The following is a 19,154-nucleotide window of genomic DNA, read 5'->3' as shown; positions in this document are numbered from 1 at the left end:
CGCTGTTTCAGGCGAAGCCGCCGTTGGCGCGGATGACCTGGCCATTGATCCACTCGGCCTCGGGGCTTAGCAGGAAGGCGATCACCGCGGCGATGTCTCGCGGTTGGCCCAGTCGCTCCAGTGGTGGCATATGGGTGAACCTTTCGATCTGTTCCTCGGTCTTGCCCGAGCGGAACAGTTCGGTATCCACCGGTCCCGGCGCTACCGCGTTGACGGTGATCCGCCTGCCGCGCAACTCGCCGGCAAACACCCGGGTCAGCGACTCCACCGCAGCCTTGGTGGCGTTGTAGAGCCCGTAACCAGGCAGATTCAGCGCCAGCGCGCTGCTCGACAGGTTGACGATTCGGCCGCCATCTTCCAGTCGCGAGGCGGCTTCCCTCAGGGTGTTGAAGGTGCCGCGCGTGTTGGTCTCGAAGTGCGTGTCGTAGTCGTCGTCCGCCGCCTCGGCGATGGGCACCGCCTTGAGCACGCCGGCGTTGTTCACCAGCGCATCGACGCGACCGAAGTGCTGCATGGCAGTGTCGAAAAGCTGCGCCACTTCGTCGGTGCGTGAGATGTCTGCCTGAACGGCCAGCGCCGCGCCGCCCTGGGCCAGGATCTCCTCGACCAGGCCGTCGGCGACTTCGCGGTGATGGGCGTAGTTGATGATCACTGCATAGCCATCGTTGGCCAGACGCCGACTGATGTCGGCCCCGATACCGCGTGAGCCACCGGTGATGATGGCGGCCTTGGGAGAGTCGGATTCGCTCATGCTTCAGGCCTCTGGGGGTGCGTCGTAAACCTGGGGGCGCCGCCGCCGATGGACAAGCCTAAAGCGGAGGCATGTGAGCAGCGATTCAGCGCAGTGCGATCGGTGGATCATCGAGCCCACGTACGCCGGGAAGCGCTTCGCTCAGGTCGAACAGGAAGGTGGCGCCGTCCTGGCGGCCTTCCTTGTGTTCTCGCTGTCCTTCGGTGGCGGTGGTGATCAGCAGGGTGGTCAGCTCACGCCCGCCGAAGGCCGGGCAGGAGGGCTGGTCGGCGTTGACCCTGACATGACCGACCTCCTCGCCATCCGGCGTCAGCCGGGCAACCCGCCCTGAACCCCATAGCGCCAGCCACATGTAGCCATCGGCATCGATCACTGCGCCGTCCGGGTTTCCCGGGTCGTCGTTGAAGTCCGCCCAGGGTTCGGGCTCGGCCAATTGCTCGGGCCTTGCTGCTACCCCGTCCTGAAGGAAGGCGCCGCCATCCTGGCGCAACGGGAAGCCCTCGGCGTCGAGCGCCCAGCGCATGACTACCCCGGTGGCGGTGTCGGTGAAGTAGCCAAGGCGACCATCCGGCGAGAAGCACAGGGCATTGGGGATGGTAATGTCTTGCTTCAGGCAGAAGATCTCGCCGCGGTACAGGCGATAGAGGCTTCCGGCTGCGGCTTCGGCGGCCTTGCCCATGGTCGAGAACCACAGCCCGCCGTGGCGATCGATGCGCGCATCGTTGCTGCGCGTCACCGGGTTGTCAGCCTCCACCTCGCGCCAGGGTGACACGCCGCCGTGGGCGTGGTCGCGTTCCTTGAGGCCGTGTTCGGTGACCAGCAGATCATCACCGCTGGTCAAGGGGGCGGCGAAGGACACCAGCTCATCCAGCGCCTGGGACTGATGATCGCCGTCTTCGAGGCGGTAGCGATGTAAGCGGCGCCCGAGGATATCGAGCCAGCGAAACTCGCCACGCCGGGCGTCCCAGCTGGGGCCCTCGCCGAGTTCGCAGGGGGCCTCGACGATGGCGTGAGCCTCGCCAAGGCAGGGGGATGCGGAACGGGACATGACGTCTCCTCGAACTTGGCGGATGGCTCCTTGGGGCGCGCATCCACCAGTACTGTTGTCATTGTTCGGCAACGCGATCAGCCGTCGCTCACCACTCGGCGACGGAGCCGTCATCGTGCTGCCATACCGGGTTGCGCCAGCGGTGTCCGACCTTGGCGCGTTCCTCGACGAACGCCTCGTTGATCTCGACGCCCAGGCCTGGCCCTTCGGGAATGGCACAGAAGCCGTCCTCGATCGCCAGCGCGTTCTTGTCGACCAGATAGTCGAGCACGTCGTTGTCCTTGTTGTAGTGGATGCCCATGCTCTGTTCCTGGATAAAGGCATTGTGACATACCGCATCCAGCTGCAGCGACGCCGCCAGGGTCAGCGGGCCCAACGGGCAGTGGGGCGCCAGGGCCACGTCGTAGGCCGAGGCCAGGGTGGCGATCTTCAAGCCTTCACTGATGCCGCCGCAGTGAGACAGGTCCGGCTGGACGATATCGACCATGTTGTCGGCGAGCAGGTCACGGAAGGCGAAACGGGTGTGCAGGCGTTCGCCGGTGGCGATCGGGGTAGCCAGATCCTGGGCGATGGTCTTGAGCACCGGCAGGTGCTCGGGTGCCACCGGCTCCTCGATGAACATCAGGTGATAGGGCTCGAGCTCGCGCATCAGCGTCTTGGCCATGGGCCGATGGACACGGCCGTGGAAGTCCACCGCGATGCCCACGTCGGGACCGACGGCGTCGCGAGCCTCGGCGACGCGGGCGACCGCCTCGTCGATCTTGCGATGGCTGTCGACGATTTGCATTTCCGGCGTGCCGTTCATCTTGAAGGCGGTAAATCCCTGATCGGTCAGTGCCTTGGCGCCGGCACCCACGTCGGCGGGACGATCGCCGCCGGTCCAGGCGTACATACGCATGCGATCACGCACCTTGCCGCCCAGCAGTTGATGCACCGGCACGCCGAGTTCGCGGCCCTTGAGATCCCACAGCGCCTGGTCGATGCCGGCGATGGCGGACATCAGAATCGGGCCGCCGCGATAGAAGCCGGCCCGGTACATGACGTTCCACAGGTGCTCGATATTGCGCGGATCCTGGCCGATCAGGTAGTCCGACAGCTCGTGCACTGCGGCTTCCACGGTGGCGGCCCGGCCCTCGATGACCGGCTCGCCCCAACCGTAGACGCCCTCGTCGGTCTCGATCTTCAGAAAGCACCAGCGCGGCGGAACCTGCCAGGTCTTGAGTCGGGTGATCTTCATGGTCGATGCCTCTTGTGGGGGCCTGCTTGGCCCGATGTCGATGGGGTTGGGTGAAGCGAGCGGACGGGCTTAATGGTGTCGCGACGCAGGTGTCGTGATGCCACTGGCCGGGAGTGTCTTGTCCAGGTCTCGGGCGGTGCGCTCGAGCAGCAGCTCGGTGGCGCGGCGGGCCTGCTCTGGCTGCCTCAGGCGAATCGCCTCGAGTAGCTGGCGGTGGCGCTCCAGGCTGTCGCCGAGTCCACGCGCATGGCCACCTGCTGCGCCGTCCGTGTAGTCGTCAGAGGAACTCCCGGCATGGCGCTGCGAGCGCTGGATCAGTGCCACGATGGAGGGCTTCAACAGCAGCCCCATCTGGCGCCAGACCAGGTTGTGGCTGGCGCGATAGATGGCGTCGTGAAAGGCCACATCGTGTTCGGCGTGGGCCAGTCGTTGCGAGGGCGCATCGGCGGTTTCCCGCATGCCGACGAAGGCGCGTTCGATGCGTGCCAGGTCTTCGCCGGAGGCGTTAAGCGCCGCCAGCTCACCGATATAGGGTTCCGCTGCCAGGCGAAAGGCGAACACCGCCTCGACCAGTTGTGGGTGGGGCGCGTCCAGGCTGGCCATCCAGCCGCTCATCTGCGGATCCAGCAGATGCCAGTCGACGATATCGCGCACCACGGTGCCGCGACCTGCGGTGCGCTCGATCAGACCCGCCGCGCTGAGTTCGCCCAGGGCGTTACGCACCCGATTGCGGCTGGCCTCGAAGTGCTGGCACAGATCCAGCTCCCGAGGAAACAGATCCCCCGGCTGCCAGTGCCCCGACAGAATCGCCCGTGCCAGTACCTCGGCCAGCGCCGCGGCTCCGCGACCCTCGGCGGGCCTCGGGAGTGAAGCGAGAGCGTCCATCCATGCCTCCATAATGTTCGATGTTACTATAGTTAATGTCTGACATTTTAGGCAAGGCAGGAATGCCTCGAATGGGGTAGACCTTGGTGGAAGAATCGATAACGAGGTGCAGCGTCCCGTCTCGCGCTCGTTGGCGTCGTAGCTCGCTGATTCGTGAACATGTCGAGCCATGCAACATCGCCGTCGTCTTGGGCGAAGTTCTGCAGTAGATCTGGTGGGCGACGTGGTGTGACAAAAGTGCTGGAGAATGGATTGAAGCTGAGAAACATCGGGCCAGTCAGTGCCCGCCAGGTCGGCTTCCTCGTCGATGCAATGGTGGGGAGCATCGTCTGGCGGTTGTTGCCTAGGCGAGAGGAGGTCCTGTGGGCCTGACGAGTGTCAGCCTCGAGCGCGCTTTGATTTTCTGAATGTGCTCCTTCCTGGTTTGAAGTGATCGGCAAACGGATGCAGCATCGTCAGCACCAGCCACCAGTGCCTCGTTCAACAGTTCAGCCTTCAGCCAGGGAGAGGTCGTGGCGGTTGGCCACATCGATCATGACGGCCAGGCGAGTATGGCCGATGCGCTTGAGGGCTTCCGGCGAGACGACAAGCAGGGCGCCAGACACTTGCTGACCGATGCTCCGCTTGAGCATGACAGGGTCAACATCGATCCGAGCCTTCTGACAGAACGACCACATGTAGCTGTGGATCTGCTCAACCATCTCCTGCATATGTCACCTCGAGAATAGTGAAACGACTTTATCCGTTGCCTCACCCTCGAGCGGCTCAGGCTCGTTGTAAGGGTACCTGGAGCCTTGGTCATGGTAGAGCGTGAAGGCTACTCCCGTCGGGGTCATATCCTCGAGCAGAGCCTGCCCCATGTCCTTTCTCGGCAGACCTGCTTGGTAGCTTTGAAGCAGGTTGATGAACAGGTCACTCAGTAAACGAGGGGGCAGGTTATCGATGGCCCAGGGCGTGAGCACATCCCCCATGACATCCAGGAAATAGTTGATCGACCGGTCCCTGCCGGCGAGGCCCCCTTGTACCTTGTGTTCGATAAAGGCAAGTCGAAGTGTGCGTTTAGCCCTTTCCAGTGGTGTATCCATGGTCTTGTAGTCCCTTTTCTTCTCATTAAATGTTGGCTGGACCATGACTGCCAGGATTTCTACGCGGATACGCGGGCGCGGTGCCGGCAGGAAATGGTGTATCGATACCCTGGTGGCATTCAGAGAGGGAGTGCCTTTGGTTGCAGTCTATCCAGAACGATATCCCTGCGTTGAGCGATTTGACCTGAGTTTGACGAGGATCGTTAGATGGGGTGACCGATGCCTGAAGGGTGTTAACGCCATTTGCCACAAGACTTTCTGAAATGCCAGGGAAAGGAGCCTTAAAGCCGTTTCCTTTCAGCATGTATTTTGACAACTCCACTTAGATTGCTCCGTACGTATCACTTTTTTGGCTGGTCTTTGCCGAGATCTTCTCGTGCGCTGGAGCTCTCGAGGGGCCCACGTCATTGTCTGGTTCAGGATGCATAAATGGACCAGCCTGCCATGCGTGATAGACACGATCAGAGCTACAAGCTGCTGTTCAGTGAGCCCAAGGTGATACGTGACCTCTTGACGGGGTTCGTCGAAGGGGAGTGGGTCGAGCGGCTGGACCTGGACAGCCTGGAGAAGGTCAGCGGCGGTTTCGTGACGGATGATCTTCGCGACCGCGAAGGTGACGTGATCTGGCGGGTGCATTCTGGTGATGATTGGCTGTACCTTTATCTGCTGATCGAGTTTCAGAGCAGCGTCGATCCCTTCATGGCGCTGCGCATCATGACCTACGTGGGGCTGCTGTATCAGGACCTGGTGAAGCAGAGAAAGTTGGCCAGCGAGCGCAGCTTGCCGCCGGTACTGCCTATCGTCCTCTACAATGGAGAAAGGCGCTGGAGCGCAGCGCAGGAACTGTCCGAACTGGTTCATCCCGCAGCGACGGAGCTGGCTCGCTACCAACCCTCGCAGTCCTATCTGCTGCTGGATGAAGGTGCAATCGTCGCCGACGAGCGCTGGCCTACGGACACCCGCAACCTGGTTGCCGCTATCTTTCGGCTGGAGTATCACCACAGCCAACAGGACGTGATCGACACCATCGGCCAGTTGGTGGAGTGGTTGAAATCACCCGGGCAGGCTCGGCTGCGGCGCCACTTCGCGACATGGATCAAGCGCGTCCTGCTGCCCAACTGGGTGCCGGGCGGGAAGGACGACCACGAGCAGTGGCAGGCGCTCAATGACCTTGAGGAGGTACACACCATGCTGTCGGAACGTGCCAAACGATGGCCTGAACAGTGGAAGCAGAAGGGACTCGACGAAGGGCGCCTGGAAGGGCGTCTGGAAACCGCGCGTAACCTGCTTGCGCGCACCGCCATGGATGACCGCGAAATCGCAGAGATCTGCGGACTCGACCTTGAGCAGGTGGCGGAGCTGAGAAGAAAGGAGTGAGCTGAGTCGGCCCGACTCGCAAGATGGATGTGTGTGCCAAGCTGCCGCATCGCTCGATGGCCCGGGTGGCGGTGCGGCCGAGCGCGAGACGCCTTCTCGATTTAGGGTTGCGCATCACGTAAGGCAATGTAATGCAGGTGTGCGTATGTAAGAGTCTAACTTTTGTTAACTCTATGTATAAGGTTTAACTTGCTGATATAGAAGAGGTGTTTCGTTTCTTTGCATAAGAGGGTGCTTCGATGGAGGTTTGAGAGTTGTAGATCTCTTGCCTATAAGGGAATGGCTTGTTTGGCGGTGTGACTGGTAGTTGGCGCCGACCGGACCGATGACGGCCCACGCCTGGTGGCGTGGAAGGCTCATTTCCCGAGCAAACAACGGAGTGTTTGTCATGGCGAAGAATCCGTACACCCAACCGAATCGAGACGAGGCTCATGACACTGAGCGTTGTACCGACGCCAACAGCAAGTCCGACAATCTCGAGACCTACCGCAGTGATGCGACCGGGCATGACCTGCGTACCAACCAGGGCACCCGGATCGCGGACAACCACAATTCGCTGAAGGCCGGCGAGCGCGGCCCGACGCTGATGGAAGACTTCATCTTCCGCGAGAAGATGAATCACTTCGATCACGAGCGCATTCCCGAGCGTATCGTCCATGCCCGCGGTGCGGCGGCTCACGGCTACTTTCAGCCCTATGAGGCGGCGGCAAGGTACTCAAAGGCGGGACTGTTTCAGGATACCGGCAAGAAGACGCCGGTATTCGTGCGCTTTTCCACCGTGCAGGGCGGCCGCGGCTCCAATGACACCGTGCGCGACGTGCGCGGCTTTGCCACCAAGTTCTACACCGATGAGGGTAACTGGGACCTGGTGGGCAACAACATGCCGGTGTTCTTCATTCAGGACGCGATGAAGTTTCCCGACCTCGTGCACGCGGTGAAGCCCGAGCCCCACAACGAGATTCCCCAGGGGCAGTCGGCCCACGACACCTTCTGGGATTTCGTCTCGCTGATGCCCGAGAGCGCCCATATGGTGCTGTGGACCATGTCCGACCGGGCCTTCCCGCGGCACTACCGCTATATGGAAGGCTTTGGCGTCCACACCTTCCGGCTGATCGATCGACAAGGCAAGGCCCGCTTCGTCAAGTTCCACTGGAAGCCGCTGGCGGGCACCTACTCGCTGATCTGGGACGAGGCCCAGAAGCTGTGGGGGCGTGATCCAGACTTCAACCGCCGCGAGATGTGGGGCGACATCGAGAATGGCGATGCCCTGGAATGGGAGCTCGGCATTCAGGTGGTCGAGGAAGAAGACGAGCATGCCTTCGACTTCGATATCCTCGATCCGACCAAGCTGATTCCCGAGGAGCAGGTGCCGGTGACTCCCATCGGCAAGATGGTGCTGGATCGCAACCCGGACAACTATTTTGCCGAGACCGAGCAGGTCGCCTTCAACCCCGGCAATGTGGTACCCGGCATCGACTTCAGCAACGATCCGCTGCTTCAGGGGCGCCTGTTCTCGTATCTGGATACCCAGATGCTGCGCCTGGGTGGCCCGAACTTCCATGAGATCCCGATCAACCAGCCGGTGTGCCCGTTCCACAATCACCAGCGCGACGCCCCGCACCGTCAGACCATCAACAAGGGCCAGGTTTCCTACGAGCCCAACTCGATCGAGGATGGCTGGCCCCGAGAGACCCCGCCGGCGGAAGAAAACGGCGGTTTCGAGAGCTATCAGGAGCGCATCGATGCTCACAAGGTCAGGGCGCGCAGTGAGTCCTTCGGCGACCACTACTCCCAGGCCAGGTTGTTCTGGCATAGCCAGAGTGACGTCGAGAAAGAGCACATCATCGCCGCTTACGCCTTCGAGTTGTCCAAGGTCGAGCGTCCGTGGATCCGTGAGCGGGTGATCAAGGAGATCCTGCCCAATATCGACATGGAGCTCGCGCGCCGAGTAGGCGAGGTGCATGGTGTCAAGCCGCCGGAGCATCCACCGGCACCCTCGGAAGAGTTGGGCACCACGTCGCTGGACGCCTCCTCGGCGCTTAGTTTGATGCATCGCGGTCAGCCGGATATTCGCTATCGCAAGGTGGCGATCCTGGCCGCCGACGGGGTCGACGGTGATCAGGTGGAAGCACTGCAGAAGCGCCTTGAAGCCGAGGGGGCCCAGGGGCTCATCATCGCGCCGTCGATGGCGCCGGTGGCGACCGTTCAAGGCGGCACCCTGACCCCGGATGCCATGCTTAACGGTCTGCCGTCGGTGACTCTGGACGCCGTGGCGGTGGCCCCTGGCGATGACAGTGTCAAGGCGCTGGCGGGTTCCGGCCTGGGGCTTTACTACGTGCAGGAGGCCTACAAGCACCTCAAGCCGATCGCTGCACTCGGCGACGGTGCCAATGTGCTGCAGGCGGCTGGCATCGAGGTGCCGGAAGACGGTGTGTTCTCGGCGCAGACCGTGGACGATCTCTACGCCGATTTCCAGGAGGCGATTCGTGGTCACCGGGTCTGGTCGCGCGACGCCAAGGCCAACGACATGCCGGCCTGAGGTCCGGCGATGGCAGACCCCTTTGAACAGGCGGTCAGCACAGCAGCCCCCGAGGAGACTCGGGGGCTTTTTTTGGGTTCATCGCATTTTGCCGGGAAATGCGGCGCGGATCTTCAGGAAGAAGTACGCCGTGTCGCGTTATCCATAGGCCATCCGCCGATCGGACCTGATCCACGGCTTGCTGTTGGGGCTATTGGCCGGTCTTACCCATGCCCTGTATTCGTGGACGGCACGCCGCCTCATGCAGCGGGGCATCGCTCCCCGGGCCGCCATGAGGGCCACCTTTGACCACCTTTGGATTGGGTGGCCTGATCTGAAACCTGTCCTCATGGTCGCCGAGGCCTTATGACTCCCAGACTTGCCAGCTGAGCCGAAACCAATCATTATTCGGCTCACAATGCGAGTCGAATACCGTTGTCATTCGGCTCCTCCGCCTTCTTGGAGGCCTGGCATGACCGATCACGCCTCGACATGGATCTGGCAGCATCCTGACTGGCCGAACTTCACCTGGCACGCGGCCGAGATTCAGCCGCGGGTCCAGGCATGCTGGAGGGATCTCGGCATCTTGCTGGGACGCTCGTGGGCTCTGACATCCGCGGATGACCAGGACGCTGAGGCAAGAGCCGCCCTGGATACGCTACTGCAGAGCATCGTTACCTCTTCGGCCATCGAGGGAGAGCGTCTGAACGTGGTGTCAGTTCGCTCTTCCTTGGCCCGACGCCTTGGTGTGGAGGAGCCGGAGGGGGCTACCTCACCACGTGCTGAAGGCCTGGCGGAGTTGATGCTGGATGCCACCTTCAAGCCTGACACGCCGCTGGACACCACCAGGCTGTTTCAGTGGCATCGGTGGTTGTTCCCTGATGCTGACGCGGGGCTTACGACGTTAAGGCCCGGGCAGTGGCGCGGAGTGGAGCCCATGCAGGTGGTCTCGGGTCGCCTCGATCGACCCAAGGTGCATTTCGAAGCGCCGCCGCGAGAGGGGTTGGAACATGAGGTTGATCAGTTCCTCACTTGGTTCGCGTCCAGCCGTCATGACCCCGAGTTGGATCCCCTGGTTCGAGCGGGCCTGGCACACTTCTGGTTTGTAACACTGCATCCATTTGAAGACGGCAATGGTCGAATTGCCCGGGCTATCGCTGATCGCGCCTTGGCGCAGGCGGATCAGCAGAGTATCCGCCTGTATGCCATGTCGGCTGCCATCCTGGAGCGCCGCGCTGACTATTATCGGCGCCTGGAAGCGAACCAGTGTGGCACGCCTGACCTGACGGCCTGGCTTGTCTGGTTCCTGGAGACGCTGGATGCCACCTTGTTGGATGTCCTGGGGAAGGTCGATCGGACGTTGGCCAAGGCCCGTTTCTGGCAGCACTTCAGGGCGGCCGGCCTGTTGCCTGAGCAGGTGAAGGTGTTGAACCGCCTGCTGGATGGCGGTGAGAGAGGCTTCGAGCACGGCATCAGTGCGTCGCAGTACCAGAAAGTCGCCAAGGTCAGTAAGGCAACTGCCACCCGTCATCTCGCTGGGCTGGTCGAGAAGGGTTGCTTGGTGAAGCTTCCAGGAGGTGGCCGCAGCACGCGCTATCAGGTACCGGAACGGTTTCATCAGGACAGCGGGGAGTAGGTGTCCGCTGTAATGACACGAGGAGAAGGAGTGCCGAGCCATACTGCTGAGCCCCGCGGTTGCGGGTAACGGTAGGACGGGGTGCCGCCCTCTCGACCTCGGTAAGGCACGTTGCCGACAGCTAGCTTGGCCTTTCCCCAATAGCGATAGTAACTCGTTGAGACCGCCACATTTTTTTTCTTCGACTCCGCTCAAGCGCACCACTGGTGACCCTGAGTTCAAGCATCAGCCGGTGTAAGCGTCACCTGGATGAAAGGTGTAGGAGTAAAGACGGTTCCCTCAAGCTAAATAAATTGCCTGAAGTGCGCATCATTGCCCGAGCTGATATCGACCTTGGTTGAGTCATCAGGAGATGTCTTGCAAGAGATGTCGGCGATTTCGTACTGATCGGTGAGACGTTGTTTTTTCTGCTACCGCCACTTTCACGAAGTTGGCGGTTTTTTGTTGCTGTTTCCGTTAGTTACTTATTCAAGTGACTCACTATGTGGTGGATTGGTTGACTATTTGACCGTGTATGGGGCCTTGCCTTGAATGGGATGAATCAAGGAGGCGCCATGGATGAACTGATTCCCCCAAAAGACCGCTCCGGCACCCAGACCCTGAGTCGAGGGCTCGAAGTGCTGCAGTGCGTCGGGCGTGGTATTTCCACGATCAAGGCGCTGTCCCAGGCGATGCAGCTCCCCCGCAGTACGGTGGCCCGTTCCCTGTCCTGCCTGGTCAGAGACGGCTACCTGCACAAGGTGCCCTACAAGGGTTACTACCTCGGGGCGAAGTTGATCGAGCTGGGTGAACGGGCGGCGGAGCAGCAGCCCCTGGTCGATATTGCCAGGCCGTACCTGGAGGCGCTGGCCGAACAGACGCGGGATACCGTGCACTTCGGGGTGCTCGACGGTGGTGATGTGCTCTACCTGTGCAAGTTGCCGGGCAAGCGGACTCTTGAGATGCGCTCGCGCACCGGAGGGCGCATGCCGGCGCTGGCCACTGCCCTGGGCAAGGCAATGCTGGCATCGAAGGATCCCTCCAGCTGGCCCGCCTACTATGCCGCCGTGCAGCGGGTAGCCAGGCCTCGCGAGGATGCTCCTGCACTCAAGTCATTCGCGGAGGTCCGTCGCGATCTGAAGGAAGCCGACGTGCGCGGCTGGAGCTTCGACTGGGAAGAAAACGAGTACGGCATCCGCTGTGTCTCGGCACCGGTCAAGAATCATGTCGATAACGCCGTGGCCGCCGTCAGTGTCACCAGTGTCATCAGCTTTATGCCGAGAGACCGCATGGCAGCCTTGGGCCCCCAGGTCAAACGCACCGCCGACACCATCTCGCGGGCCCTTCGTGGTGAAAGTTAGCAAGCAGCATCGCGTCCATGCGCGGTCGCGCGTGGCGCTCTGTACCTGGCAGCCACCGCCCACGCTGGAGCGTGAGATGGACGTATTGGTCGATACCGGCCCCTGCAGCGCCGGGGATGACATGAATGGACCACCGATGATGCTGGCATCACCTGTCTCTGACGATGTCAGAGAGGCCGTTCCGCCTGCGGACAGTGGTTGCCTGGGATCTTGAAAAGGACACCTGCCATGAACATTGTCTTCTCCGATCTGGATCACGCCGATCATGACATCGAGCAGGACATCCTGGCTTCCGCCGGATTCGACGCACCGATGCTGGCCTGTCGCAGCGAGCAGGATCTGGTCGATCAGCTTACTGACGTGGACATCGCGCTCAACCAGTACGCCCCCTTCACCCGTCGGGTGCTCGAGGCACTGCCACGACTCAAGCTGATCGTGCGCTACGGTGTCGGCGTCAATAACGTGGACCTCGAGGCGGCTACCGACGCCGGGGTGCAGGTATGCAACGTACCTGACTACGGCATGAACGAGGTCTCCGACCATGCCCTGGCGCTGACGCTGGCGCTCACGCGCAAGCTGGTGCCGATGAACCTTGCCTGTCACCAGGGTCGCTGGGACTACGTCGAGGCCATTCCATTGCGGCGGCAGTCGACTCAGACGGTGGGTCTGATCGGCCTGGGGCGGATTGGTCGACTGTACGCTCGGAAAGTCAACGCCCTCGGTTTCCGCGTCATCGGCTACGACGCCTTCTACCGCCCCAGTGCCGAGGATGGCACCGACTATATCGAAGCCGTCGAACTTGATTCGCTCTACGGCCGGGCCGACGTGGTGGCGGTGTTCTGCCCGCTGACGGAGGATATCCGTCACCTGATCGACGCAGGGGCACTGGCCGCGATGAAGCCCGGGGGCTTTCTGGTCAACACCTCACGAGGCGGGATCATCGACGAGGTGGCACTGGCCGAGGCGCTCGCCTCCGGTCACGTCGCCGGGGCAGGACTCGACACCACCGAACGGGAGCCGCTGGAACCCGATAGCCCGTTGTGGGCCCAGCCACGCTGTCTGATCACACCGCACATGGCCTGGTATTCCGAGGACGCGGCTGCCGAGCTCAAGCGCAAGGTGGCCGAGGAGGCGGTGCGTTTTGCCAGAGGGGAGGCGGTGTACTGGGCCGTCAATCGGCTCGCGTGACGAACCCTCGAGAAGCGGATGCAGGATCGCTGTGACGACGGGCGCCTTGGTGCCCGTGCTCTTCAATGCCAACAACGCCAATAAAGGAAGACCTCATGCCAAGACTCTCCAGAATGAAGCTGTCCCTGATCGCCGCGGCACTGGCGATGACCCCGGCGCTGTCTCAGGCCGAAACGCTGCGCATGTCCAGCGTGACCTCGACCTCGGCCAAGGACGCCAGTGTCGAGTTCAAGCGCCTGGTTGAAGAGCGGACCGACGGCGAGCTCGAGATCACGCTGTTCCCGGATAACCAGCTAGGCGATGACAGGGTGGTGGTGGAAAGCACCATCTTCGGTGATATCGACATCGGTATCTCCTCGACCAGCCCGATGGCCACGCTGTTTGCGGACCTGTACGTGTTCGATGCTCCCTTCCTGTTCCTGTCGACGGAGGCCACCTACAGCGCCCTGGACGGCGAGGTCGGCGACAAGCTCCTCGAGTCGCTGGAAAGCAAGGGCCTCAAGGGGCTGGCGTTCTGGGAGAACGGCTTTCGCAACTTCACCGACAGCGGCAAGGTGGTGGCCGAGCCGGCAGATCTGGACGGCATGAAGGTGCGGACCATGGAGAATGAGGTCCATCTGGCGGCCTGGCGCGCCTACGGTGCGAATCCGACACCGATGGCCTTCACCGAGCTGTTTACCGCGCTGCAGCAGGGGACCGTGGACGCCCAGGAAAACCCGCTGGGCATCATCGACGGCAATCGCTTCCAGGAAGTGCAGGACCATGTGTCGCTGACCCAGCACGTCTATACGCCCTACCTGGTGTTCATGAACCTCGACAGGTACAACGCCCTCGACGACTCCCTGCGTGAGGCACTCGACGCCACCATCGATGAGATGACGACGTACCAGCGCGAGCGCTCCCAGCAGCTGGAAGGCGAGATCCTCGACAAGTTTGCCGATCAGGGGGTGACGGTGACCGAGATTACCCCGGAGCAGAAGGAGCTGTGGCGTGATGCCGCCGTCGAGGCCGACATCTATTCGCTGGTCAAATCGAAGATGGAGCATCCCGAGTACCTCGACGAGCTGTTGAAGCCATGACCCGATGAGGCCAGAAGGCGCCCGCCGCACGCGGGCGCTTCGCTGTAGCCTTGCCGACTTCTGTCATCACCCCGCTGCCAGGGAGAGAGCGGATGAAACTTGTGAGATGGCTCGATGAATACGCGGAGATCTCGATCTGCGTGGCGCTGATGTCCGCGATGACGTTATTGCTCGCGGTGCAGGTGTTCATGCGATACATCATGGGCGCGTCGCTGTCCTGGTCCGAGGAGCTCGCGCGCTACTTCTTTATCTGGTTGATTTATCTTGGGATCAGCTACGGCGCCCGGGAAATGCGGCATATCAAGATCGACGCGGCACTCAAGCTGTTCCCGCGCTCGGCGCGTCATTGGGTGGTCATCCTGGGGGATCTGCTGTTTCTGGCCTTCGCGCTTTATGTGGTCTGGACCAGCTGGGCGGTCATTGAGCGTCAGCTGATGCTCGGCCAGGCCTCCCCGGCCATCGGTGTTCCCATGTGGGTGGTCTACGCGGCGCCTTTCGTCGGCTTTGCGCTGACCACTCTGCGCCAGGTCCAGAGCATTCGCTGGCGGCTTGCGCATCCCGACGCCGTACACGACAAGGAGGTGTGAGATGACCGCGACGGTATTGTTCGTGAGCCTGGTCGTATTGTTGATCCTGAACGTCCCTGTGGGCATCGCCATCGGTCTGTCCTGTGTGGTGACCATCCTGTCCTTCGGCACCCTGTCCGAGCTCTATGTGGCCCAGACCCTGGTGTCGGCCACCGATAGCTTTCCGATCATGGCCATACCGCTATTTATTCTGGCCGGCGACCTGATGGGGGCCGGCGGTGTGTCGCGGCGGATTCTCGGGGTGGCCTCGGCCTTCTTTGGTCGCTTCACCGGGGGGCTTGCCATCGTCACCGTGGTGGTGTGCATGTTCTTTGCCGCGGTATCGGGCTCGGGCCCGGCCACGGTTGCAGCGGTGGGGTCCATGGTGGTGCCGACCATGCTCGAGGCCGGCTACTCGAAGTCCTTCGTGCTGGCGCTGGTGGCGGCGGCCGGCAGTATCGGCGTGATCATTCCGCCTTCAATCCCGATGGTGCTGTACGGGGTCTCCACCGGCACCTCGATCTCCAACATGTTCCTTGGCGGTGTCCTGCCGGGGCTGTTGATTGGTCTGGTGCTGATCACCTACGCCTACTTCTATTCCCGCAAGATGGGCTGGAAGGGCGATGATACCCCCTTCGATGGGCGCAGGACCCTGTGCCTGGTGTGGGAGGCCAAGTGGGCGCTGCTCAATCCGGTGATCATCCTGGGGGGCATCTACGCGGGCATCTTCACTCCCACCGAGGCGGCGGCAGTGGCGGCGGTGTACGCCTTTGTCTGTGGGGTGTTCATCCATCGCGAGCTGTCGCCCCGGGATATCTTCAAGACCATCGCAGGGTCCTGCGCCACCACCGGCACGGTGATGGTGATCCTGGGCTGCGCCTCGACTTTTGCCCGTATCCTGACCATCGAGCAGATCCCGGTGGCAATCGCCGACTTCATGCTGCAGTTCTCGTCGAGCCCTGCGGTGTTGCTGCTGGTCATCCTGGTAATGCTGCTGCTGGTGGGCTGCGTCATGGATACCACACCGGCGATTCTGGTGCTGTCACCGATTCTCTATCCGGTGGCGACCTCCATGGGTATCGATCCAGTGCACTTCGGCATCGTCATGGTGGTCAGCCTGGCCATCGGCTTCATTACGCCGCCGCTGGGGATCAACCTGTTCGTGGCCTCGCGCATCGGCAATGCCTCGCTTGGCACCGTGATCAAGGGCATTGTGCCCTTCGTGATCGTGATGATCCTGACCTTGCTGGTGATCGCCTACGTACCGCAGCTGTCGCTGGTATTGCTGTCGGTGTTCAGCGGCTAGCCGCCGCTTGGGGGAGGCGAAGGAGCAGCCTTGCCCTGGGCCATCGTCAGGCCCAGGGCAAGGTGCTTCCTGGAACCTCAGCGGTCCAGATAGTTGCGATAGATGCGCGCCATGCGCTTGCGGTCGCGGTAGCCCCTGAGTTGTTGCGTTTCCAGATGGTGGGGACGCGCCTGGCCGTCGTCATCGAACACAAAGGAGCGGCTGGCCCCCATGATGCCGGGGGCGGAGCTATAGATGTACAGCACCAGCAACTCGAGCACGTAGTCGCTGTCTTCGCCCTGACACAGGGTATTGTCTTCGTCCTCGATGTCGGCGGCGCGTGCCCGGCGCACCAGACTATCGATTTCGCCGGCATCCAGGTGGGCGTTAGATGGCAGCGGACCCTGCAGCGTACCCCTGGAGATGGAGGTGGGGGTGTTGCCGTTTTCGTCGGTATCCACCTCCGACACGGTGCAGCGGCGTATTCCGCACTTCTCGTGCAGCCACACCTGGACGGTCTCGATATGGATGCCCTCAGCGCTCATGTTGCTGATCAGGCAGCGGCCCTGGGTGGACAAGCCCATCACCTGATTGATGACCACCTTGGGGCGCCGCTGGCGACGGAAGCCGGCGTAGAGCAACTGAGCGTAGAAGATCCAGACCGCCAAGGTGCCGAGGCTGGTCATGAATTGCAGAAAGGTACCGTGGCTGGAGATCCATTCCATGGGAGAGGTCCTTGTGGCAAAGAGGGGGAGTGAGATCGAGTCCATGATCTCCACGTACGACGCTGCCTTTATTGTGCAGGGCCGAGCATCTAGAAAGAGTGGGTCAGCGGTGACGGACTTGCAAGACGTGGGGAGGTGAAGGGGGGCGTGCAACGAAAAACGGCCACCGCTCGTGTGAGCTAAGTGGCCGTCTTTACTAAATTCTTGGTCGGAGTAGCAGGATTCGAACCTACGACCTCTGCCTCCCGAAGGCAGCGCTCTACCAAGCTGAGCTATACTCCGATGTTTGAGGTGTGTCCCTCAACGGATGCGTAGTATACGGATCCGTGTGGATGATGCAACCCTCGCGAGCCCAAGTCAGCCACTTTTTTCCTGCTTCCCCGTCACTTGAGGGCACTTGCCCGGTGATTTTCAGGTCTTGCGTTCCACCGCCAGGCGGGCCAGTTCGGCCATGCTGTCGCGGTAGGGCGAGGGCGGCAGATGGTCGAGTTCGGCCAGGGCCTTGGCGGCCATCTCTTCGGCCTTCTGGCGGGTGTAGTCCAGTGCGCCGGTGGACTTGACGATGGCCAGCACCTCGTCGAGGTGGTCGAGTCCCCCCTTGCGGATGGCGCGACGCACCAGGCGGGTCTGGTCGGGGGTGCCGGCGGCCATGGCCTGGATCAGCGGCAGGGTGGGCTTGCCTTCGGCCAGGTCGTCGCCGACGTTCTTGCCCATGGCCTTGGCGTCGCCCTCGTAGTCGAGCAGGTCGTCGACCAGTTGGAACGCCAGACCCAGGTAGCGTCCGTACAGCGCCAGCGCCTGTTCCTGGCGTTCGTCGGCGCCGGCCAGGATGGCGCCGCTGTGGGAGGCGGCCTCGAACAGCATCGCGGTCTTGCCGAGGATGGTGTCGAAGTAGGCGGCCTCGTCGGTGTCGGGGTTGCCCACATTGGTCAGCTGCTGAACCTCGCCCTCGGCGATGGTGCAGGTGGCGGCGGACAGCACCTCCATGATGCGCATGGAGCCGACCTCGACCATCATCTGAAACGAGCGCGAATACAGAAAGTCGCCGACCAGCACCGAGGGCGCGTTGCCCCAGGCATCATTGGCGGTGGCCTTGCCGCGACGCATGTGCGACTCGTCGACCACGTCGTCATGCAACAGCGTCGAGGTGTGCATGAACTCGATCAGCGTCGCCAGGGTGATATGACGATCGCCCTGATACTCTAGCGCGCGTGCCGCCAGCAGCACCAGCAGAGGGCGCAGACGCTTGCCGCCGCTTTCGATGATGTACTGGCCGATGGTCTCCACCAGCGGGATGCGCGAGGCGAGCTGGTCGAGGATGGTCTGGTTGACGGCGGCGAAGTCGTCGGCGACCACCGCGTGAATCGGCGAAGGAGCTGCTGATGGTGACGGGGTGGCGTTGACTGACATGAAGGCGGCTTCGACTGGAGGTGAGGGAGGCCGTGGGCCTTGGGTTGCCGGTCATGCTATGGGCCGCCCATGGGGGCGTCAAGACGATTAGCGCCCGGCGGCGGCCTCGCGCGGGGTTTTTTCCGGTCTCGCCACTTGACGCTGGTTGTCGGGTTGTGCCCACGCGAGGGTGTCGCTATAATACGCGGCCCACTCATCCATGCTCCCTGTCAGATGGCTGCCAAAAGGGGCGCCACTCGAAGCAGGTCGATCAAGAGCCAACCCCGATGAGTTTCTGGAGAAACAGCATGTACGCAGTGATCAAGAGCGGTGGCAAGCAGTACCGCGTTCAGGAAGGCCAGACTCTCAAGCTCGAGAAACTGGAAATCCCCACCGGCGATACCGTCGAGTTCGACGAGGTTCTGCTGGTCGGCAACGATGACGACGTCACCGTTGGTGCCCCGCTGGTCGAGGGTGCCAAGGTCAGCGCCGAAATCGTCGCCCACGGCCGTGGCGAGAAGGTGACTATCATCAAGTTCCGTCGCCGCAAGCACAGCATGAAGCGTCAGGGCCACCGTCAGTGGTTCACCGAAGTTAAAATCACCGGAATTTCTGCCTAAATACGCCTCGCCCTCGGGCGAATGCGTAGCGGACTATTCCCTCAACGAGCGAGGACTTTGCAATGGCTCATAAGAAGGCAGCCGGCTCCACACGTAACGGTCGCGACAGTGAAAGCAAACGCCTTGGCGTCAAGCTGTTCGGCGGCCAGGCCGTGACCCCGGGTAACATCATCGTGCGTCAGCGTGGCACCCGTTTCCACGCCGGCACCGGTGTTGGCATCGGCAAGGACCACACCCTGTTCGCTCTGGACGAAGGCGTGGTCAAGTTCGAGACCAAGGGTCCGAAGAACCGTAAGTTCGTCAGCGTCGTCTCTGCCTGAGACCGCCCGAACGCCATGGGCCGCCGGCGAGCGTGACTCGCTTGCCGACAGGCCCCGGAAGGCCCCGCCAAGCGCGGGGCCTTCTTGTATCATGGTGGAAAGCAT

The 19,154-nt window shown here is 62.1% G+C and carries 18 protein-coding genes and 1 tRNA gene; 10 read left to right on the top strand and 9 right to left on the bottom strand.

Annotated features, from left to right (window positions below; genetic code table 11):
* Positions 1 to 7: 7 nt before the first annotated feature.
* The 6 genes from NFI08_RS02655 to NFI08_RS02630 form a co-directional block, all read right to left on the bottom strand.
* Positions 8 to 751 (bottom strand): SDR family oxidoreductase, encoded by a 744-nt coding sequence (locus NFI08_RS02655; protein WP_108449239.1) that lies wholly within the window; start codon positions 749 to 751, stop codon positions 8 to 10.
* A gap of 85 nt (positions 752 to 836) precedes the next feature.
* The gene (locus tag NFI08_RS02650; RefSeq protein ID WP_108449240.1) at positions 837 to 1,799 is read right to left on the bottom strand and encodes an SMP-30/gluconolactonase/LRE family protein; all 963 of its coding nucleotides are present in this window, start codon (positions 1,797 to 1,799) and stop codon (positions 837 to 839) included.
* Positions 1,800 to 1,887: 88 nt separating this feature from the next.
* Entirely contained in the window at positions 1,888 to 3,036 is a 1,149-nt protein-coding gene (dgoD, locus tag NFI08_RS02645; protein WP_045993632.1) for a galactonate dehydratase, read from the bottom strand.
* A gap of 69 nt (positions 3,037 to 3,105) precedes the next feature.
* Positions 3,106 to 3,921, bottom strand: a complete 816-nt coding sequence (locus NFI08_RS02640) for a FadR/GntR family transcriptional regulator (RefSeq protein ID WP_349586971.1) — start codon at positions 3,919 to 3,921, stop codon at positions 3,106 to 3,108.
* A gap of 488 nt (positions 3,922 to 4,409) precedes the next feature.
* Positions 4,410 to 4,631 (bottom strand): hypothetical protein, encoded by a 222-nt coding sequence (locus tag NFI08_RS02635; RefSeq protein ID WP_349586969.1) that lies wholly within the window; start codon positions 4,629 to 4,631, stop codon positions 4,410 to 4,412.
* A gap of 3 nt (positions 4,632 to 4,634) precedes the next feature.
* Positions 4,635 to 5,006, bottom strand: a complete 372-nt coding sequence (locus NFI08_RS02630) for a hypothetical protein (RefSeq protein WP_108449244.1) — start codon at positions 5,004 to 5,006, stop codon at positions 4,635 to 4,637.
* Between the two features lie 429 nt (positions 5,007 to 5,435).
* On the opposite strand from NFI08_RS02630, the gene NFI08_RS02625 reads away from it, so the two are divergent.
* The 8 genes from NFI08_RS02625 (at position 5,436) to NFI08_RS02590 (ending at position 16,016) form a co-directional block, all read left to right on the top strand.
* Positions 5,436 to 6,383 carry an Rpn family recombination-promoting nuclease/putative transposase gene (locus tag NFI08_RS02625; protein ID WP_240184254.1) on the top strand — a complete coding sequence of 316 codons (948 nt, stop codon included), beginning with the start codon at positions 5,436 to 5,438 and terminating at the stop codon, positions 6,381 to 6,383.
* A 388-nt stretch (positions 6,384 to 6,771) separates the two neighbouring features.
* Positions 6,772 to 8,922: a catalase HPII gene (katE, locus tag NFI08_RS02620; protein WP_349586965.1), complete on the top strand. Its 2,151-nt coding sequence runs from the start codon at positions 6,772 to 6,774 to the stop codon at positions 8,920 to 8,922.
* Between the two features lie 451 nt (positions 8,923 to 9,373).
* On the top strand, positions 9,374 to 10,537 hold the full coding sequence (locus NFI08_RS02615; protein ID WP_222517069.1) for a Fic family protein: 1,164 nt from the start codon (positions 9,374 to 9,376) through the stop codon (positions 10,535 to 10,537).
* 554 nt (positions 10,538 to 11,091) lie between these two features.
* Positions 11,092 to 11,877, top strand: a complete 786-nt coding sequence (locus NFI08_RS02610; protein WP_071211132.1) for an IclR family transcriptional regulator — start codon at positions 11,092 to 11,094, stop codon at positions 11,875 to 11,877.
* Positions 11,878 to 12,105: 228 nt separating this feature from the next.
* A complete protein-coding gene (locus NFI08_RS02605; RefSeq protein ID WP_108449246.1) occupies positions 12,106 to 13,065 on the top strand; it encodes a C-terminal binding protein in 960 nt (319 codons plus the stop codon).
* 95 nt (positions 13,066 to 13,160) lie between these two features.
* A complete protein-coding gene (locus NFI08_RS02600) occupies positions 13,161 to 14,144 on the top strand; it encodes a DctP family TRAP transporter solute-binding subunit (RefSeq protein WP_071211131.1) in 984 nt (327 codons plus the stop codon).
* A 92-nt stretch (positions 14,145 to 14,236) separates the two neighbouring features.
* The gene (locus NFI08_RS02595; protein WP_045993609.1) at positions 14,237 to 14,731 is read left to right on the top strand and encodes a TRAP transporter small permease; all 495 of its coding nucleotides are present in this window, start codon (positions 14,237 to 14,239) and stop codon (positions 14,729 to 14,731) included.
* Position 14,732: 1 nt separating this feature from the next.
* On the top strand, positions 14,733 to 16,016 hold the full coding sequence (locus tag NFI08_RS02590) for a TRAP transporter large permease (protein WP_108449248.1): 1,284 nt from the start codon (positions 14,733 to 14,735) through the stop codon (positions 16,014 to 16,016).
* Positions 16,017 to 16,093: 77 nt separating this feature from the next.
* On the opposite strand, the gene NFI08_RS02585 is transcribed toward NFI08_RS02590, so the two are convergent.
* The 3 genes from NFI08_RS02585 to ispB all read right to left on the bottom strand — a co-directional run bounded on the left by NFI08_RS02585 (position 16,094) and on the right by ispB (position 18,130).
* Positions 16,094 to 16,720, bottom strand: coding sequence for a hypothetical protein (locus NFI08_RS02585; protein ID WP_108449249.1), 627 nt, complete (start codon positions 16,718 to 16,720; stop codon positions 16,094 to 16,096).
* A gap of 205 nt (positions 16,721 to 16,925) precedes the next feature.
* Positions 16,926 to 17,002, bottom strand: a tRNA-Pro gene (locus NFI08_RS02580).
* A gap of 129 nt (positions 17,003 to 17,131) precedes the next feature.
* Complete coding sequence (ispB, locus tag NFI08_RS02575; RefSeq protein ID WP_045994438.1) at positions 17,132 to 18,130, bottom strand: octaprenyl diphosphate synthase; 999 nt, start codon at positions 18,128 to 18,130, stop codon at positions 17,132 to 17,134.
* Positions 18,131 to 18,417: 287 nt separating this feature from the next.
* On the opposite strand from ispB, the gene rplU reads away from it, so the two are divergent.
* Both rplU and rpmA read left to right on the top strand, forming a co-directional pair.
* A complete protein-coding gene (gene rplU, locus NFI08_RS02570; RefSeq protein ID WP_045994439.1) occupies positions 18,418 to 18,729 on the top strand; it encodes a 50S ribosomal protein L21 in 312 nt (103 codons plus the stop codon).
* A 62-nt stretch (positions 18,730 to 18,791) separates the two neighbouring features.
* Entirely contained in the window at positions 18,792 to 19,049 is a 258-nt protein-coding gene (rpmA, locus tag NFI08_RS02565; RefSeq protein ID WP_045994440.1) for a 50S ribosomal protein L27, read from the top strand.
* Positions 19,050 to 19,154: the final 105 nt, after the last annotated feature.

The organism is Halomonas sp. EF61, assembly GCF_040147045.1.
Classification (GTDB): Bacteria; Pseudomonadota; Gammaproteobacteria; order Pseudomonadales; family Halomonadaceae; genus Halomonas; species Halomonas litopenaei.
This window is presented reverse-complemented; position numbering and strand designations above follow the sequence as displayed.

Bases quoted from the DNA above. Each gene is read 5' to 3' on its own strand.
- NFI08_RS02655 (WP_108449239.1), bottom strand. From the start codon at position 751: ATGAGCGAATCCGACTCTCCCAAGGCCGCCATCATCACCGGTGGCTCA.
- NFI08_RS02650 (WP_108449240.1), bottom strand. From the start codon at position 1,799: ATGTCCCGTTCCGCATCCCCCTGCCTTGGCGAGGCTCACGCCATCGTC.
- dgoD (WP_045993632.1), bottom strand. From the start codon at position 3,036: ATGAAGATCACCCGACTCAAGACCTGGCAGGTTCCGCCGCGCTGGTGC.
- NFI08_RS02640 (WP_349586971.1), bottom strand. From the start codon at position 3,921: ATGGACGCTCTCGCTTCACTCCCGAGGCCCGCCGAGGGTCGCGGAGCC.
- NFI08_RS02635 (WP_349586969.1), bottom strand. From the start codon at position 4,631: ATGCAGGAGATGGTTGAGCAGATCCACAGCTACATGTGGTCGTTCTGT.
- NFI08_RS02630 (WP_108449244.1), bottom strand. From the start codon at position 5,006: ATGGATACACCACTGGAAAGGGCTAAACGCACACTTCGACTTGCCTTT.
- NFI08_RS02625 (WP_240184254.1), top strand. From the start codon at position 5,436: ATGGACCAGCCTGCCATGCGTGATAGACACGATCAGAGCTACAAGCTG.
- katE (WP_349586965.1), top strand. From the start codon at position 6,772: ATGGCGAAGAATCCGTACACCCAACCGAATCGAGACGAGGCTCATGAC.
- NFI08_RS02615 (WP_222517069.1), top strand. From the start codon at position 9,374: ATGACCGATCACGCCTCGACATGGATCTGGCAGCATCCTGACTGGCCG.
- NFI08_RS02610 (WP_071211132.1), top strand. From the start codon at position 11,092: ATGGATGAACTGATTCCCCCAAAAGACCGCTCCGGCACCCAGACCCTG.
- NFI08_RS02605 (WP_108449246.1), top strand. From the start codon at position 12,106: ATGAACATTGTCTTCTCCGATCTGGATCACGCCGATCATGACATCGAG.
- NFI08_RS02600 (WP_071211131.1), top strand. From the start codon at position 13,161: ATGCCAAGACTCTCCAGAATGAAGCTGTCCCTGATCGCCGCGGCACTG.
- NFI08_RS02595 (WP_045993609.1), top strand. From the start codon at position 14,237: ATGAAACTTGTGAGATGGCTCGATGAATACGCGGAGATCTCGATCTGC.
- NFI08_RS02590 (WP_108449248.1), top strand. From the start codon at position 14,733: ATGACCGCGACGGTATTGTTCGTGAGCCTGGTCGTATTGTTGATCCTG.
- NFI08_RS02585 (WP_108449249.1), bottom strand. From the start codon at position 16,720: ATGGAATGGATCTCCAGCCACGGTACCTTTCTGCAATTCATGACCAGC.
- ispB (WP_045994438.1), bottom strand. From the start codon at position 18,130: ATGTCAGTCAACGCCACCCCGTCACCATCAGCAGCTCCTTCGCCGATT.
- rplU (WP_045994439.1), top strand. From the start codon at position 18,418: ATGTACGCAGTGATCAAGAGCGGTGGCAAGCAGTACCGCGTTCAGGAA.
- rpmA (WP_045994440.1), top strand. From the start codon at position 18,792: ATGGCTCATAAGAAGGCAGCCGGCTCCACACGTAACGGTCGCGACAGT.